At 64.8% G+C, this 13,562-nt stretch carries 16 protein-coding genes; 11 read left to right on the top strand and 5 right to left on the bottom strand.

Translation table 11 applies throughout. From position 1 onward, the window contains the following. The first annotated feature begins 1 nt into the window (after nt 1). Complete coding sequence (locus tag E2L06_RS02345; RefSeq protein WP_138778242.1) at nt 2-205, top strand: DUF4175 domain-containing protein; 204 nt, start codon at nt 2-4, stop codon at nt 203-205. Between the two features lie 26 nt (nt 206-231). On the opposite strand, the gene E2L06_RS02340 is transcribed toward E2L06_RS02345, so the two are convergent. Both E2L06_RS02340 and E2L06_RS02335 read right to left on the bottom strand, forming a co-directional pair. Continuing rightward, nucleotides 232-1,275: a mannose-1-phosphate guanylyltransferase gene (locus E2L06_RS02340; RefSeq protein WP_138778240.1), complete on the bottom strand. Its 1,044-nt coding sequence runs from the start codon at nt 1,273-1,275 to the stop codon at nt 232-234. Between the two features lies 1 nt (nt 1,276). Then, entirely contained in the window at nt 1,277-1,588 is a 312-nt protein-coding gene (locus E2L06_RS02335; protein WP_138778238.1) for a hypothetical protein, read from the bottom strand. 124 nt (nt 1,589-1,712) lie between these two features. Between E2L06_RS02335 and E2L06_RS02330 the strand changes: the two genes are divergently transcribed. The 8 genes from E2L06_RS02330 to E2L06_RS02295 all read left to right on the top strand — a co-directional run bounded on the left by E2L06_RS02330 (nt 1,713) and on the right by E2L06_RS02295 (nt 8,786). Then, a complete protein-coding gene (locus E2L06_RS02330) occupies nt 1,713-2,603 on the top strand; it encodes a dihydrodipicolinate synthase family protein (RefSeq protein WP_138778236.1) in 891 nt (296 codons plus the stop codon). Between the two features lie 171 nt (nt 2,604-2,774). Further along, a complete protein-coding gene (locus E2L06_RS02325) occupies nt 2,775-3,704 on the top strand; it encodes a replication factor A (RefSeq protein WP_138778234.1) in 930 nt (309 codons plus the stop codon). Nucleotide 3,705: 1 nt separating this feature from the next. Continuing rightward, nucleotides 3,706-4,347: an RPA family protein gene (locus E2L06_RS02320; RefSeq protein ID WP_138778232.1), complete on the top strand. Its 642-nt coding sequence runs from the start codon at nt 3,706-3,708 to the stop codon at nt 4,345-4,347. Nucleotides 4,348-4,432: 85 nt separating this feature from the next. Then, nucleotides 4,433-4,837, top strand: a complete 405-nt coding sequence (locus E2L06_RS02315; protein ID WP_138778230.1) for a ribbon-helix-helix protein, CopG family — start codon at nt 4,433-4,435, stop codon at nt 4,835-4,837. Between the two features lie 175 nt (nt 4,838-5,012). Then, nucleotides 5,013-5,813: an indole-3-glycerol phosphate synthase gene (gene trpC, locus E2L06_RS02310; RefSeq protein WP_138778228.1), complete on the top strand. Its 801-nt coding sequence runs from the start codon at nt 5,013-5,015 to the stop codon at nt 5,811-5,813. A gap of 25 nt (nt 5,814-5,838) precedes the next feature. Further along, on the top strand, nt 5,839-7,101 hold the full coding sequence (trpB, locus tag E2L06_RS02305; RefSeq protein ID WP_138778226.1) for a tryptophan synthase subunit beta: 1,263 nt from the start codon (nt 5,839-5,841) through the stop codon (nt 7,099-7,101). Next, on the top strand, nt 7,098-7,967 hold the full coding sequence (trpA, locus tag E2L06_RS02300; protein WP_138778224.1) for a tryptophan synthase subunit alpha: 870 nt from the start codon (nt 7,098-7,100) through the stop codon (nt 7,965-7,967). Before trpB ends, trpA begins: the two co-directional genes overlap by 4 nt. Before the next feature lie 24 nt (nt 7,968-7,991). Continuing rightward, complete coding sequence (locus tag E2L06_RS02295) at nt 7,992-8,786, top strand: 2-amino-3,7-dideoxy-D-threo-hept-6-ulosonate synthase (protein WP_138778222.1); 795 nt, start codon at nt 7,992-7,994, stop codon at nt 8,784-8,786. A 53-nt stretch (nt 8,787-8,839) separates the two neighbouring features. On the opposite strand, the gene E2L06_RS02290 is transcribed toward E2L06_RS02295, so the two are convergent. Together E2L06_RS02290 and E2L06_RS02285 are read right to left on the bottom strand one after the other, a co-directional pair. Beyond that, nucleotides 8,840-10,282 carry an amidase gene (locus E2L06_RS02290; protein WP_138778220.1) on the bottom strand — a complete coding sequence of 481 codons (1,443 nt, stop codon included), beginning with the start codon at nt 10,280-10,282 and terminating at the stop codon, nt 8,840-8,842. 81 nt (nt 10,283-10,363) lie between these two features. Further along, nucleotides 10,364-11,320 carry a cation diffusion facilitator family transporter gene (locus E2L06_RS02285; RefSeq protein WP_138778218.1) on the bottom strand — a complete coding sequence of 319 codons (957 nt, stop codon included), beginning with the start codon at nt 11,318-11,320 and terminating at the stop codon, nt 10,364-10,366. 180 nt (nt 11,321-11,500) lie between these two features. On the opposite strand from E2L06_RS02285, the gene E2L06_RS02280 reads away from it, so the two are divergent. Further along, nucleotides 11,501-12,073, top strand: a complete 573-nt coding sequence (locus E2L06_RS02280; RefSeq protein WP_138778216.1) for a SprT-like domain-containing protein — start codon at nt 11,501-11,503, stop codon at nt 12,071-12,073. A gap of 180 nt (nt 12,074-12,253) precedes the next feature. Then, nucleotides 12,254-12,787 carry a hypothetical protein gene (locus E2L06_RS02275; protein WP_138778214.1) on the top strand — a complete coding sequence of 178 codons (534 nt, stop codon included), beginning with the start codon at nt 12,254-12,256 and terminating at the stop codon, nt 12,785-12,787. Nucleotides 12,788-12,883: 96 nt separating this feature from the next. Here E2L06_RS02275 and E2L06_RS02270 read toward each other — a convergent pair whose 3' ends face one another. Further along, on the bottom strand, nt 12,884-13,558 hold the full coding sequence (locus E2L06_RS02270) for an HAD family hydrolase (protein WP_138778212.1): 675 nt from the start codon (nt 13,556-13,558) through the stop codon (nt 12,884-12,886). Nucleotides 13,559-13,562 lie beyond the last annotated feature (4 nt).

Here is a 13,562-nt window from a genome sequence, read left to right as displayed (position 1 = left end):
TATGCGTATCTCGAAGGGAGGACTCCTCGTCATCATGGCGTTCCTGACGCCACTGATCGTCGAGTTGCGAACGGTGCTCTCGTGGTTCGGCATCAAGCTGTCCGTCGGGGGGACGGTTGCACTCAGCGGTGCACTCGTCCTCGCGGTCCTCGTCTGGGCGCTGTGGCCGCCAAACGGCGACGCCGAGGCAGAACCAGTCGGATAACTACGAACGCGTTTTCCGCCGATTTCTTAGAAGATATCGCGCTCGCGGAGTCGATCGACCACCTCACGCACCCGCTGGGACGCCTCCCGTGGGGCGACAAGCAGTCGATCGTCGACCACCGCCACGATCAGGTCGTCGACTGCGAGCAATGAAACGTGTTTCTCGGGCGCGGCGACGACGTTTCCCGTGGCGTCGATCGCGAGAACGTCTCCTGCCACGGCATCGTTCGCTGGCTCGCCGTCCGTCTCGAGGACGCGGCCAACTGCATCCCACGTCCCGAGGTCGTCCCAACCGGCCGCCAACGGGGTGACGAAGACGTTCACCGCGCGTTCCATGATCGCGTAATCCACGCTGATGGGGGTGACGGCGTCGAAACCGCGGTCCGGATCACCTGCTTCGAGCGCGTCGACAAGCGGCGCGAGCGGAGAGTCACGCGCCGCGGCCAATAGTGCACTGGGTGTCCAGGCGAAGACGCCAGCGTTCCAGTATGCGCCGGCCTCGACGAGGTTCCGTGCGGCGTCGCGGTTAGGTTTCTCGGTGAACTGTGCGACGGCCGCGTAGTCGCCGTTGGATTCGTCGTCGCCGTTCGCCTCGAGCCCGCCGGCGGGAACGATATAGCCATAGCCCGGCGACGGCCGCGTCGGTTCGACGCCGACCGCCACCAGACCATCAGTCTCGGCGGCGATGTCGGCAGCACGTTCGAGGCGCGCCGCGAACGCCACATCGTCGGCGACGTAGTGGTCACTCGGCAAACAGACCAGGACAGGTTCCGTATCGAACCGTTCGCGGAGCCGCCAGGCGGCGTAAACCAGCGCCGGGCCGGTGTCCTTCCCGGCCGGTTCGACAAGCACACCCGCCTCGGGTACGTGATCGTGGACCGCGTCGGCGAAGGCTTCGCGGGTCAGCACGTAGCGCTCGTCGGCGAACGCCGTTCGATCCATCGTCCGTGCGAGCAGCGACCGCTCGCCAGCAAGCGAGAGCAACTGTTTGGGTCGGTCGCTTCGACTTGCCGGATACAGTCGACTGCCGATCCCGCCGGCCAGCGCGCAGGCGACGACGGGGTGGTCCATCTTACCAGGTTTCGATCCGGCCGTTGCGGACGTCCTCGGCACACCCCTCGCAGTCGGGGTGGCCCGCCTCGTAACAGGCCGGTCGGTACTCCTCGTCGAGCTTCGCTGCCCGCTGTTCGGCATAGCGCCGACAGACGATCTTCGCCCGCCCCGCATCGTCGGTCGGCAACTGGCGGGCGTTTTTCGCCACCTCGTAGGCCTCTCGGGCCTCCTCGAGTTGCTCGTCGGTCGATCTGCGAAGCTCCTCGAACTGCTCGCCTGCGCCCTGCAGCGTCGAGCGGACGAATCGCTCGAGCCGACGCCGATCCGCCATACGCGTCCGTTCGACTGCCGGACACATATACTGTCGGACGGATCGACGGAGCGGTCACTCACGGCTATCTGTCGCGGGCGACCGATAACAACGATTTTGGCGTGATCGCACGTTGAGCACTGACATGGATCTCCGCGACGCACTTCGGGGTATCACTTGTCCGATGGTGACTCCATTCGATGGCGGATCGATCGACAAAGCGGCACTCATCGACGTGCTCGAGCACCTGCAGGCCGGCGGTATCGACGCTGTCTTTCCCTGCGGAACGACCGGCGAGTATCCGAGTTTGACAGCCGACGAGCAGCGCCGCGTCGTCGAAACGACCGTCGACCACGCTGACGTGCCGGTCATCGCAGGTGCCGGCGCAACGAGCGTCGGTGAGACGGTCGCAGCGATCGACCGCGCCGCCGACGCGGGAGCCGACGCCGCCGCAGTCGTCGCTCCCTACTTCACGACCGCGAACGCACCCGAAGGCAATCGGCGGTTCTTCGAGGCTGTCATCGACGAGGCGCCACTTCCAGTCTTGCTCTACAACATTCCGCAGTGTACGGGCCAGCGCATCGAACCCGAGACCGTCGCCGCCGTCGCAGAACGCGATGGGGCTGTCGGGATCAAAGACTCGAGTGGCGACCTCGGATATTTCCTCTCAGTGCTCGCGGGGACGCCCGACGAGTTTCTGTGTCTACAGGGGTACGACGCGTTGCTGGTACCCGCATTGCGGATGGGGGCTGATGGCGGGATCAACGCCCTGTCGAACGTCGTCCCCGAGGTACTGCGGGAGGCGTTCGAACGCGCCGACGACGAGCGCGGGCGAGAACTCCAGCGGGACGCGATCGCACCGCTGTTCGATGCGTGTACGACTCACGATTTTGCCCCGGCGACCAAGACCGCACTAGCTGAACGTGATGTCATCCCGTCCGACGAGGTTCGCCCGCCACTGGTCGCCGTCGACGACGCCGGCAGGGAGACGATCGGCGACGCGCTCGAGGCCGCACTCGCGGTCACGGAGCAGTAGGACGAATCGGTGTCTCGACGGGTGGTGACCACTATCTCGAGATGCCCCTTGACGCCTGCTGGCGGTTTCTTTCGTCCCTGTTCACTTTCGCTCCGGTGGCGGTAGTTTAAATACTATCGGGAGCGAACAGCGGTATGCCTCCCAGTGAAACCAAAGAGGAGGCGAGACACTATGAGCGACGTACGACAGCACGCGGACGATATACACGCGCAGTTTTCCGACCATATAGACGTAGATGTTGAGGACGTCGAGGAGCGCCTGACGACGCTCGTCGACGAGTACAAAGTCCCGATGGACGAGGCACGCCGGAGCGTGACGAATCACTATCTCGAGGAGGCCGGCCTCGAACGCGAGGACATCTCGGGCGGCGACAGCGAGGCGGCAAACATCGAGGACGTCGACGAACCCGAGGAGTGGATCGACCTCACCGCGAAGGTCATCGAACTCTGGGATCCGCGCAGTGATTCGGTCGCACAGGTCGGCCTGCTGGGCGACCCAACGGGGACGATCAAGTTCACTAAGTGGGCCAAATCCGATCTTCCTGCACTCGAGGAAGGCAGCGTCTACGAACTTCGCAACGTCGTCACCGACGAGTACCAGGGCCGGTACTCGGTCAAACTCAACTCGACGACGGTGATCGAAGAACTCGACGAAGATCTCGAGGTCGGCAACGACACCAGCGAGGTCGAGGGCGCACTGGTCGACATGCAAAGTGGCAGCGGCCTGATCAAGCGTTGCCCGGAAGAGGACTGCACCCGCGTCCTCCAGAACGGTCGCTGTAACGAACACGGGGAAGTCGAAGGCGAGTTCGACCTCCGGATCAAGGCCGTCGTCGACGATGGCCTCGACGCCCACGAAGTCATCTTCGACAAGGACGCTACCGAGGAGTTGACCGGGCTCAGTCTCGAGGAAGCGAAGGATATGGCGATGGACGCGCTGGATACGACCATCGTCGCCGACGAGATCAGAGAGGACATCGTCGGCACCTACTACCGCATCGAGGGACCGACGTTCGGCCGGTACGTTCTGGCCGACGATGTCGAGGAACTCGGCGGGCCAGCTGATCCCGAGGAACTGCTGATCAAAGCGAGGTCGATGTAATATGAGTGGAGAAGAACTCACCCGCGAAGTCGCCCGCCGCGTCTTCGCATCCGAATTCAACGACTCGACGTACGCCTTCAAAGAGAGCGACGACGAGCGCGCGCCAAACTACGCGCTGCTCCCGACTGGCGACCGTGCGAACCGCGTGTTCGTCGCCGGCACCCTGACCGAGACAGAAGACGTCGGCGAGGAAAGCGAGTACTGGCGTGGCCGGGTCGTCGACCCGACCGGGACGTTCTTCGTCTACGCTGGGCAGTACCAGCCCGAGGCCGCGTCTGTCCTGCGGGAGACCGAACCGCCGGCGTACGTCTCCATCGTCGGGAAACCCCGCACCTACGAGACCGACGACGGAACGATTAATGTCTCCCTGCGACCCGAATCGATCTCGGTTGTCGACGACGAGACGCGCGACCGCTGGGTCGTCGAAACCGCCGAGCGCACGCTCGACCGTATCGAGGCGTTCGAAACGTGGGAAAGCGAGCAGGAAGCACCCGAAAGCGCGTCGACCGCACCGACGAACGAGTACGCCCAGATGGCCCGCGAACAGTACGACTCGCCCGTCGTCAACTACCGTAACGACGTGATCCAGGCCCTCGAGAGCCTCGAGACCGTCGAAAAAGACGACGCGGAAGCACCGGTCTGAACGCGGCTGCCAGCGGACCCGGTCCCCTTTATCGACCGCCGTCTGACAAATGGTTAAGTGTCGTGAACGACGACTAGGGACATCGATGGGGAACAAGAACAAGACGATCTCGTTTCGGGTCAACGAGGACGCCTTCGAGGCGCTGCAGGCAATCGCCGCCGAGCGCGATATCTCGCTGTCTGCGGTCTTCCGGGATTACGTTGACCAACTCGTCGAACACGACGGCCAGGTCGAAGTCGTTCCCGAAGCCGACCTCGAGGTCCGCACGAGCGAGGACGAAGACGTCTCGTTTCCGCCGACCGTCGAAGTGTCAAAGCAGTTCATCCGCGAGCACGAGCGACTGGAACTCGAGGCCGAGCACCTCCGAGAGCAACTCGACGAGTACAAAGGCTACGTCAACGAGTTACAGGACCGACTCGAGGGCGAAGAAGACGAAGTGCTCCTCTTAGATGAATTAGACGACGAGAGCGAATCGTACCAGGTTCGGTAGCTGAAGCGTCTTGTCGCCCGTCCCGAAACGAAAGCCCCAACGCGGTTCTCGCCTTGGTTTCATCCATTGTGGCTGTTCACTTCGCACTGAATTCCGTCTGAGAGAGGCCCGTGAGCACCGATTCCGTCACGATGGCGCAAGCCTTATGTACATATGAGTACGTCGATGTACAATAATGAACTCCGATACGGAGCTCGCTCCCGCGGTGCAGTCGATTCTCGAGGCGGCACGGGAGCGGTCGGGCGGTGACGGCGTCGTCGATATCGACGCACGGTCGCTGCCTGACGCGCTGGCCGACGCCGAGGCCGCGGGGCGAGTCCCAGTGGTCGCGGAGGTAAAACCGACGAGCCCGACAGCTGATGGGACTCGAGACGACGATCCAGTCGAGTTAGCGCAGGCGATGGTCGACGGCGGCGCGACGGCGCTGTCGGTGCTCACCGAGCCGACCCACTTCGGCGGCTCGCCCGAGGCGCTGACCCGAATTCGGGAGGCCGTCGACGTCCCCGTCTTGCGCAAGGACTTCGTTCTCGACGAAGCTGGGATGGACGTCGTCGAGGCCGACCTGCTGTTGCTGATCGCGCGGTTCGTCGACGACCTCGAGAGACTCGTCGCCGCCGCCCGCGAGCGCGGGTTCCAGCCGCTGGTCGAGGTTCACGATCGGGCGGAACTCGAGACTGCTCTCGAAGCGGGCGCGGAGATCATCGGCGTAAACAACCGCGACCTGGCCCGTCTCGAGGTCGACCTCGAAACCTTCGAGTCAGTGGCACCCGAGGTACCGGATGACGTGACGCTGATCGCCGAGAGCGGAATCTCGTCGCCGGCCGACGTGCGACGGATGCGCGAGGCGGGTGCCGACGCGTTGCTCGTCGGCAGCGCCATCATGGACCACGGCGCGGGCGATAGCGACGTGACCGAGAACACGCGGCGACTGGTACAGGTGGACGCCGACGCTGCGACCGAGACGGAGACGACATGAACGACTACCACGGAGACACCCAGACATGAGCACGGAACGCGAACGCGACGGTGAGAGCGGTCGAACGGGAACGTTCGGCGAGTACGGCGGCCAGTACGTCCCCGAGGCGCTGATGCCAGCCGTCCAGGAACTCGAGGACGCCTACGAGCGCTACGTCCTCGAGAACGAGGACGGCTTCATGGACGAGTTCCGCGAGCGGATGCGGGAGTTCGGCGGCCGGCCGACGCCGCTCCAGCGCGCGGATCGGCTGAGCGAGCGCTACGACCGCGAGATCTATCTCAAGCGCGAGGATCTGCTCCACGGAGGGGCTCACAAACTGAACAACGCGCTCGGACAGGTCCTGCTCGCGAAGTACATGGGCAAAGAGCGGATCATCGCCGAGACCGGCGCGGGCCAACATGGCACCGCGACGGCGATGGCTGCGGCCCACCTCGACATGCCCTGTGAGATCTACATGGGCCGAACCGACGTCAATCGCCAGCGCCCTAACGTCTACCGGATGCGGATGAACGGGGCCGAGGTGAACCCGGTCGAGGCAGGCAGCGGCACCCTGAAGGAGGCGATCAACGAGACGATGCGCGACTGGGCGACCACCGTCGAGCGGACCCACTACGTGATCGGCTCGGTCGTCGGCCCGCATCCGTTCCCGCAGATGGTCCGGGACTTCCAGGCGGTCATCGGGAAAGAAGCCCGAAAACAGATTCAGGAGCAGGCCGGCCGACTGCCCGATAGCGTCGTCGCCTGTGCCGGCGGCGGTTCGAACACGATGGGCACCTTCCACGCATTCGTCCCCGACGACGACGTCGACCTGTACGCCGTCGAGGCCGGCGGTTCGAGCCTCGAGATCGACGAAGACGAAGGGCTCGCGCCCAACTCCGCGACACTGTCGACGGGCACCGACGGTGTCCTCCACGGTGCGATGACGAAGCTCCTCCAGAGTACGGAGGGCCAGATCATGGAGTCCCACAGCGTCAGCGCGGGACTCGACTACGCCGGCGTCGGCCCGGAACTCTCGCATCTCGTCGAAACGGGCCGCGTGACGCCAGCCAGCGTCGACGACGAGGTCGCGCTCAACGGCTTCCACCGCCTCTCGCGACTCGAGGGGATCATTCCGGCCCTCGAGTCGAGCCACGCGCTCGGCTATTTAGAAGAGGCTCACGAAGACCTCGGCGATCTCGTCGTCGTCAACGTCTCCGGTCGTGGTGACAAGGACTTAGAGACCGTGCTCGAGGAAACCGAGAAACGCGATCTCGCGGCCGCCCCTGACGTGGAGGTGTTCGACCAGTGAGCGACGATACATCGATCGAGAGCGAGAGCGACATCGAAGCCGCCATCCGCGAGAACCACCCTGCCCTCATCACCTACATTACGGCAGGCGACCCCTCGCTCGAGGCCACCAAGGAGTACGTCGAGGCGCTCGATCGTGGCGGCTCGGATCTGATCGAGCTCGGCCTGCCGTTTTCGGAGCCGATCGCGGAGGGACCGACGATTCAGGCCGCGATCAACCGCGCGCTCGATGCCGGCACGACCCCCCAGGCTTTTTTCGAGTTGGTCGACGACCTCGAGACCGAGGCACCGCTGCTGGTGATGACCTACTACAACATGATCCTGCAGTATGGATCGGAGCCAGACGTCCGTCCCTTCGTCGAACGCGCGGCCGAGGCCGGCCTCTCGGGAATCATCGTCCCCGACCTGCCCGCCGAGGAGTCCGAGCCGCTCCGTGCGGCCTGTGACGAGCACGGGCTCGATCTCGTCTTCATCGTCGCGCCGACGACCGAGGGCGAGCGCCTCGAGACGATCATGTCACAGGTCTCTGGCTTTGCCTACGTCCAGGCACGCCTCGGGACGACGGGTGCGCGGGCGAACGTCTCGGGGGCGACCCACGACAGCCTCGCGCGACTCTCGGAGTACGACGTGCCTAAGGCAGTCGGCTTCGGGGTCAGCGAGGGCGACCACGCCGCCGAGATCATCGAGGCTGGCGCGGACGGCGTCATCGTCGGCAGCGCCCTGATCGATCTGATCGCCTCCAATGACGAGCCGGGCGACGCAGCCGATGCGCTCGAGGCCAAAGCCGCGGAACTCAAACGCGGCGCACGCCGTGGGGTCGAGAACGAGGAAGACGACGAAGTGGCACCGGAACCAGAACAGCCATAACTGCAAGCTTGCTACACTCCCGCAATGACCACCGGAACTGACGCACGACTCGATCGAATCGGGACAGACGGATCGTACGTAATCGTCCCAATGGACCATGGCATCACGATGGGTGCCGTCCAGGGACTGAAAGACATCGAATCGACCATCGATGGCGTCACCAGCGGTGGCGCGGACGCGGTTCTCACCCAGAAAGGGATCGCACCGCGTGTCCACGACAACAAGAACGGCAAGGGCTACATCGTCCACCTCAACGGCTCGACGACCATCGGGCCCGACGAGAACGACAAGCGCATGACCGGCACCGTCGAGGAAGCGATCCGTGCCGGTGCCGACGCCGTTTCCTTCCACATCAACGTCGGCTCGGACCACGAACCCGACCAGCTCACGCAGCTCTCGGAGGTCACCGAGAAAGCAGACCGCTTCGGAATGCCGGTCCTCGCGATGGCCTACGCCCGCGGCCCGGGCGTCGACCCCGAAGACCCCGAAGCGCTTGGCCACGCAGTCCGCCTCGCCGAAGAACTGGGTGCCGACATCGTCAAAACGGGCTACAGCGGCGACGCCGACAGCTTCCAGCACGTCGTCGAGTCGACCCGGCTGCCGGTCGTCATCGCCGGCGGCTCGAAGGGAACCGACCGCGAGACCATCGAGATGGTCCGTGGCGTGATGGACGCCGGCGGTGCCGGTGTCTCGATGGGGCGCTCGATCTTCCAGCACGACGACCCCGAAGCGATCGCCCGCGCGGTCGCCGGCGTCGTCCACGACGATCTCTCGACTGAGGACGCGCTGGCCGAGGCAGGACTCGCACTCGAGGCCTGAGCGACTGATTCTTCCCCGTCAGGCACTCTGCTCGGTCCGTTTTGGACCGCCGTTCAGTAGCTTGGGTAGTGGCCAGCCCACGGCCGCGCCCGCTCGAGAGCCGCAGCAACCGCGAGCACGTCCGCTTCCGCGTATCGGCGGCCGACGATCTGCAGACCGACCGGCAGCCCGTCGTCGGTGAGTCCCGCAGGAACCGACGCGACCGGATGGCCAGTCAGGTTGAACACCCAGGTGAGCATCGCGTCGGTCGGAATCCCGTCGACGGCCTGTCCGTCGATCGTCGTCGGATACCGGTCGGCCAGTCGTTTCCCGTAGGGAGGTACCGTCAGCGTCGGCGTCACGAGCGCGTCGTGGCCTGTCAGCGCGTTCTCGATCGCGTCGTAGGCCTGCGCCCGGGGACCGTTTGCGAGCCGTTCCTCGACCGCGCTCGTGTCGTCTGCCAGCGCGATCGTTGACAGAAGTGTCTCCTCGACGTCGGCAGTCTCGAGGTCGATCCCGAACCGCTCTTCGACTCGAGCTGCGAGCGTAGCGAAGTAGCCACCGACCTGCGTGTAGTACGCCGCGCGGAGGGTCTCGGAGGCCGGAAGCGAAACGTCGACGTGGTCGACGGTCACGCCCGCAGCCGCGAGGTCGTCGACTGCGTTGCCGACGATCGTGCGGACGGTTGGATCGACGGGCTGTAAGTCCAGGTTCGGACTATAGCCAACGGAGAGGTCGTCCGCCGGCCACTCCGTTGCCGGAAGTACGTCGTCGCCGTCCGGGACGCTGAGTGGATCGCGATCGTCCTGCCCTGAGAGGACGTCGAACGCGAGCGCGACGTCCTCGGTCGACCGTCCGATCGGGCCGCCGACCATGAACGGGGTATGCGTCCCAAAGGTGTCGAGCCGGGAATCGGCCGGCACGCGCCCGAAACTGGGCTTGAGACCGATGACGTTACAGCACGACGCCGGCACCCGAAGAGAGCCGCCGATGTCCGAGCCGGTGGCGAACGTCGCGAGACCGGCCGCAACCGCCGCCGCTGAGCCACCGGAGGAGCCGCCGGCCGACCGCTCGAGATCAAACGGCGTCGCCGTCGGCCCGACGAGGCGGTTGTCGGTCTTGATCGTGTGGGCGAATGCCGGCGTGTTGGTGGTGCCGATGATCACTGCGCCGGCCGCCTCGAGTCGCTCGACGGTGATCGAGTCCGTGCTGGCGACGTGGTCCGACAGCGGAGCCAGCCCCATCGTGTTCCGGACGCCTGCCTTCCGATCCCGGAGATCCTTGATCGCGATCGGGACCCCATGCAGTGGGCCGAGATCCTCACCAGTTGCCGCCGCACGGTCGGCCTCGCGGGCACGCTCTCGAGCCGCATCCGCGATGACCGTCACGTAGGCATTCAGGTCGCTGGCCCCCTCGATCCGCCCGAGAACGGTCTCGACGGTTTCCAGCGAGGACTGCTCGCCGCGCCGGATCGCGCTTGCGAGCTCCCGTGCGGACGAGGTGATGTCAGTGCTCATGAACTATGGACCCAGTTCGAGATGATAAATGTCCGGGTGGCTGCTCACTCGAGACGTGCTGTAGCCCGACCACCGGATCGCTCAGTGACAGTGCGTATCCAGGTGGATATCACGATCGTCGTAGTGCGGCGAGAGTTCGACGGTGGCGTGATCGACGCCGTGGCCGGCGAGTTCGTCGTGGACCCGGCGCGTGACCGACTCCGCTTCGATCATCGTCTCGATGTCCGTTTCGACATGGATCGTCGCGACGGTGATCTGGCTGCAGATCTGCCAGGCGTGGAAGTCGTCGACCGCGGTGACACCCTCGATATCACGGATGTGCGACCGGATTTCGTCGATTTCGAGGGGTGTCTTGAGGAAGAAGATCTCGCCGCTGCCGCGCAACACGGTGGCCGCCGACCAGGCCACGACGACGGCGATCAATGCTGCCGTGATGGGGTCGATAATGCGGATTCCCGTCAGTTCGATCGCCAGCACGGAGACGATGACGGCAACCGAGCCGCCGGCGTCGCCCAGCAAGTGGTAGAACGCACCCTTCTCGTTGAGGCTCATCGCGTCGCCGTGGAGGACGTACACGGACCCGATATTGACCAGCAAGCCGCCGAAGGCGATAGCGATCGTCGGCCCAGTTCCGATGGCGACAGGCTCGAGGAATCGTTGAGAGGATTCCCAGAGAATAAAGGCGACCATCGGCAGGAGGAGGAGGCCGTTGAGGAAGGCGGCAAACGGCTCGAGGCGGTGGAGGCCGTACGACCAGCGCTCATCCTCGCCGTAGTGTTCGGCGACGTAGGAGGCGGCGAAGGCCATCACGTACGCGAGCGCGTCGAACAGCATGTGGACGGCGTCGCTGATGAGCGCGACCGATCCGAACGCCAGTCCGCCGGCGAGTTCGACGAGGAAGCCGACGACGTTGATCAGCGAGACGGCGGCGAGTTTGCGGCTGCTAGTCGACCCGCCACCGTGGTCGTGTCCGCCATGGTCGTGAGTGTGACCGTCGTGTGAGTCGTCGTGGGTGTGCGCCGACTCGGTGTGACTCATCGTAGTTCGAACTCGGAGCGTTCTGTTTATTAATTCAACTGCTATTAAGTGGCGTTTAGACTAGTAATCTTAACAAAATTATCCGGCCAAGTTGCTAACTTGTCGACGGCTGGGCCATCGACCGTCCGGAGTGGTCGACTCATCGGAAGAATTTCGGAACCGGTCTCCCTTCTCGAGTCCGTGACCGACGGCGAGGAATACACGCTTGCAGACGAAATCGTCGCCCGCGCGCGGATCCACGCCCGCAAGGTCGTCGACGAACACGAACTGGCAGTCGACCTCAAGGCGCTCGAGTGGGAGGTATCAGCGCGAGCGCGCTGCCGAGCTGGTGCGTGTCAGTGGCATGCCGATCGCGAGGTGGCGACGATCGTCCTCGCGCGACGGGCCTACGAACGATACGACTGGTCCGCGTTCGCAGGGGTCGTCCGCCACGAACTCGTCCATGCCTGGGAGTTCCAGCAGTTCGGCGAGTCCGGTCACGGCGACCGGTTTCGTGAACAGGCTGGGGCGCTCGAGGCCCCGCGCTACTGCGATGCGTTCACGGAGCCGCGGTACGTCCTCCGGTGTCGTGTGGCCGACTGCGGCTGGCGGGCGACGCGTCACCGCGCCTCGAAGCCGGTGAAAGCGCCCGATCAGTACCGCTGTGGGGCCTGCGGCGGCGAATACGAGGTCGAACATGCGGTAAGCGGCCGCACGTGGACGACCGCGAGCGGCTACGGCGGTGCGAAGGCAGTGCTCGGCGACGATTGGTAGCGAGGCGGCACTCGAGCCCAATCCATATTCGGTAGTCGACAGCATCCCGACCAGACCACCGTCGAGTGGAACTGAACGGGCTCTCGAGGAGCGAACAGCTCCAAACTGCAGTACAGAGCACCAAAGACCCGTCAAGTCGACCGCAGAACACTTATTCGCCTCACGACACCTGTTTCTAGTATGGGAATACTCGACCAGATGCTGGGCAAGACGAGCCCTGGTGAACAGGGCATCAAAGAACAATCGTATACGCTCCCGAAAGAGACACACGACTTCGTCTATCCCGTCGCGGTTCGACGCGACGAAGTCGAGGCGTTCGCCGAACTGGTCGAGGTCGAAGCGGACGCACCGCCACTCGCGGATGCCGGCGACGATCTCCAGTCGGTCTTCGACGGGCTGGTCGGGGAAGGCGGCGTCGACGCCGACGAACTGGCCGACCAGCTACGCCAACCCCGGCAGGCGGTCGAGCCGATGATCGAGGCCTGGCAGGAGGCAATCGAGCAGGATATCGGCGTCGTCTACGCTCGCATCGGTGCCCACGAGAACCTGCTGGCGTTCGTCCAGTTCTGCAAGCAACGCGACGAGGACGACGACGATCCATTCACTCTTCCCGAGACCTTCTCGGAGGCAGCGGCACTGCTCAAGCGCGTCGAGGAGGGAACCGACACCCAGTACCGCGCGGTGGTTCACACGGACCTCTTGCCCGAGAACTAAGCCGGACCATCCCTCATACGGACTCCTGTCAGTCAGTTCCGGCGCATCTGCAGGATCGATCGCGGATGTGCCGGGACATCGGGAGAGCAGACCGTATCAGACGATCGTCTCGAGCCCCTCGAGCGACGCGAGTTCGTAGGTCGGGTCGTGCTCGCCGGGGCCGTCCTCGCGGCCGAGGTCGAGCCAGGCCGAGTCGAGTCCCATCGCGTTCGCGCCCGCGACGTCGGCATGGAGCGAGTCGCCGACGTGGATCGCCGCGTCCGGCGTGACCGCGAGCTCGGTCAGCGCGCGTTCGAACGGTGCCGCGTTCGGCTTGGGTCCGATGCCGGCGCTCGGCTCCGTAAAGACCTGTACGTCGAAGGCGTCCTCGATTCCGAGCGTTCGGAGTTTCTGTGTCTGTGTCGGCCGGCCGCCGTTCGTGATGAGCCCGACGTGGGCTCGATCGCGGGCGTACTCGAGTGCGGTCTCCGCACCGGGTCGGAACTCGACGGCGGTCGGATCTCGCACGTCGAGATACTCCGCGGCGAGCGTCGGTGCGATGTCCGTCTCGACGCCAGATCTGTCCGCGACTTCGGTGAAGAGGTGCTCGTAGAACTCACGATCCGTCTCGGCGGTTGGCAGGTCCGGGACCGCCGCTCGTAGCTCCGCCGGCGTACAGAACTGTTCGTGGCCGGCCCGGTCGAACGTCGACTCGAGCAGCGCGGTAGCGTCCTGGGTCGGCTCACAGAGAGTGCTGTCGAGATCGAAATAGACCGCGTCGTAGGCTGCCATCTGT

The organism is Haloterrigena sp. H1, assembly GCF_005938085.1.
Lineage (GTDB): Archaea > Halobacteriota > Halobacteria > Halobacteriales > Natrialbaceae > Natrinema.
The sequence above is the reverse complement of the archived record's forward strand: the minus strand, read 5'-3'. Positions and strand labels throughout refer to the sequence as shown.

What these genes read in the sequence shown, in the direction of transcription:
- E2L06_RS02345 (WP_138778242.1), top strand. Translation starts at nt 2, where the DNA reads ATGCGTATCTCGAAGGGAGGACTCCTCGTCATCATGGCGTTCCTGACG.
- E2L06_RS02340 (WP_138778240.1), bottom strand. Translation starts at nt 1,275, where the DNA reads ATGGACCACCCCGTCGTCGCCTGCGCGCTGGCCGGCGGGATCGGCAGT.
- E2L06_RS02335 (WP_138778238.1), bottom strand. Translation starts at nt 1,588, where the DNA reads ATGGCGGATCGGCGTCGGCTCGAGCGATTCGTCCGCTCGACGCTGCAG.
- E2L06_RS02330 (WP_138778236.1), top strand. Translation starts at nt 1,713, where the DNA reads ATGGATCTCCGCGACGCACTTCGGGGTATCACTTGTCCGATGGTGACT.
- E2L06_RS02325 (WP_138778234.1), top strand. Translation starts at nt 2,775, where the DNA reads ATGAGCGACGTACGACAGCACGCGGACGATATACACGCGCAGTTTTCC.
- E2L06_RS02320 (WP_138778232.1), top strand. Translation starts at nt 3,706, where the DNA reads ATGAGTGGAGAAGAACTCACCCGCGAAGTCGCCCGCCGCGTCTTCGCA.
- E2L06_RS02315 (WP_138778230.1), top strand. Translation starts at nt 4,433, where the DNA reads ATGGGGAACAAGAACAAGACGATCTCGTTTCGGGTCAACGAGGACGCC.
- trpC (WP_138778228.1), top strand. Translation starts at nt 5,013, where the DNA reads ATGAACTCCGATACGGAGCTCGCTCCCGCGGTGCAGTCGATTCTCGAG.
- trpB (WP_138778226.1), top strand. Translation starts at nt 5,839, where the DNA reads ATGAGCACGGAACGCGAACGCGACGGTGAGAGCGGTCGAACGGGAACG.
- E2L06_RS02295 (WP_138778222.1), top strand. Translation starts at nt 7,992, where the DNA reads ATGACCACCGGAACTGACGCACGACTCGATCGAATCGGGACAGACGGA.
- E2L06_RS02290 (WP_138778220.1), bottom strand. Translation starts at nt 10,282, where the DNA reads ATGAGCACTGACATCACCTCGTCCGCACGGGAGCTCGCAAGCGCGATC.
- E2L06_RS02285 (WP_138778218.1), bottom strand. Translation starts at nt 11,320, where the DNA reads ATGAGTCACACCGAGTCGGCGCACACCCACGACGACTCACACGACGGT.
- E2L06_RS02275 (WP_138778214.1), top strand. Translation starts at nt 12,254, where the DNA reads ATGGGAATACTCGACCAGATGCTGGGCAAGACGAGCCCTGGTGAACAG.
- E2L06_RS02270 (WP_138778212.1), bottom strand. Translation starts at nt 13,558, where the DNA reads ATGGCAGCCTACGACGCGGTCTATTTCGATCTCGACAGCACTCTCTGT.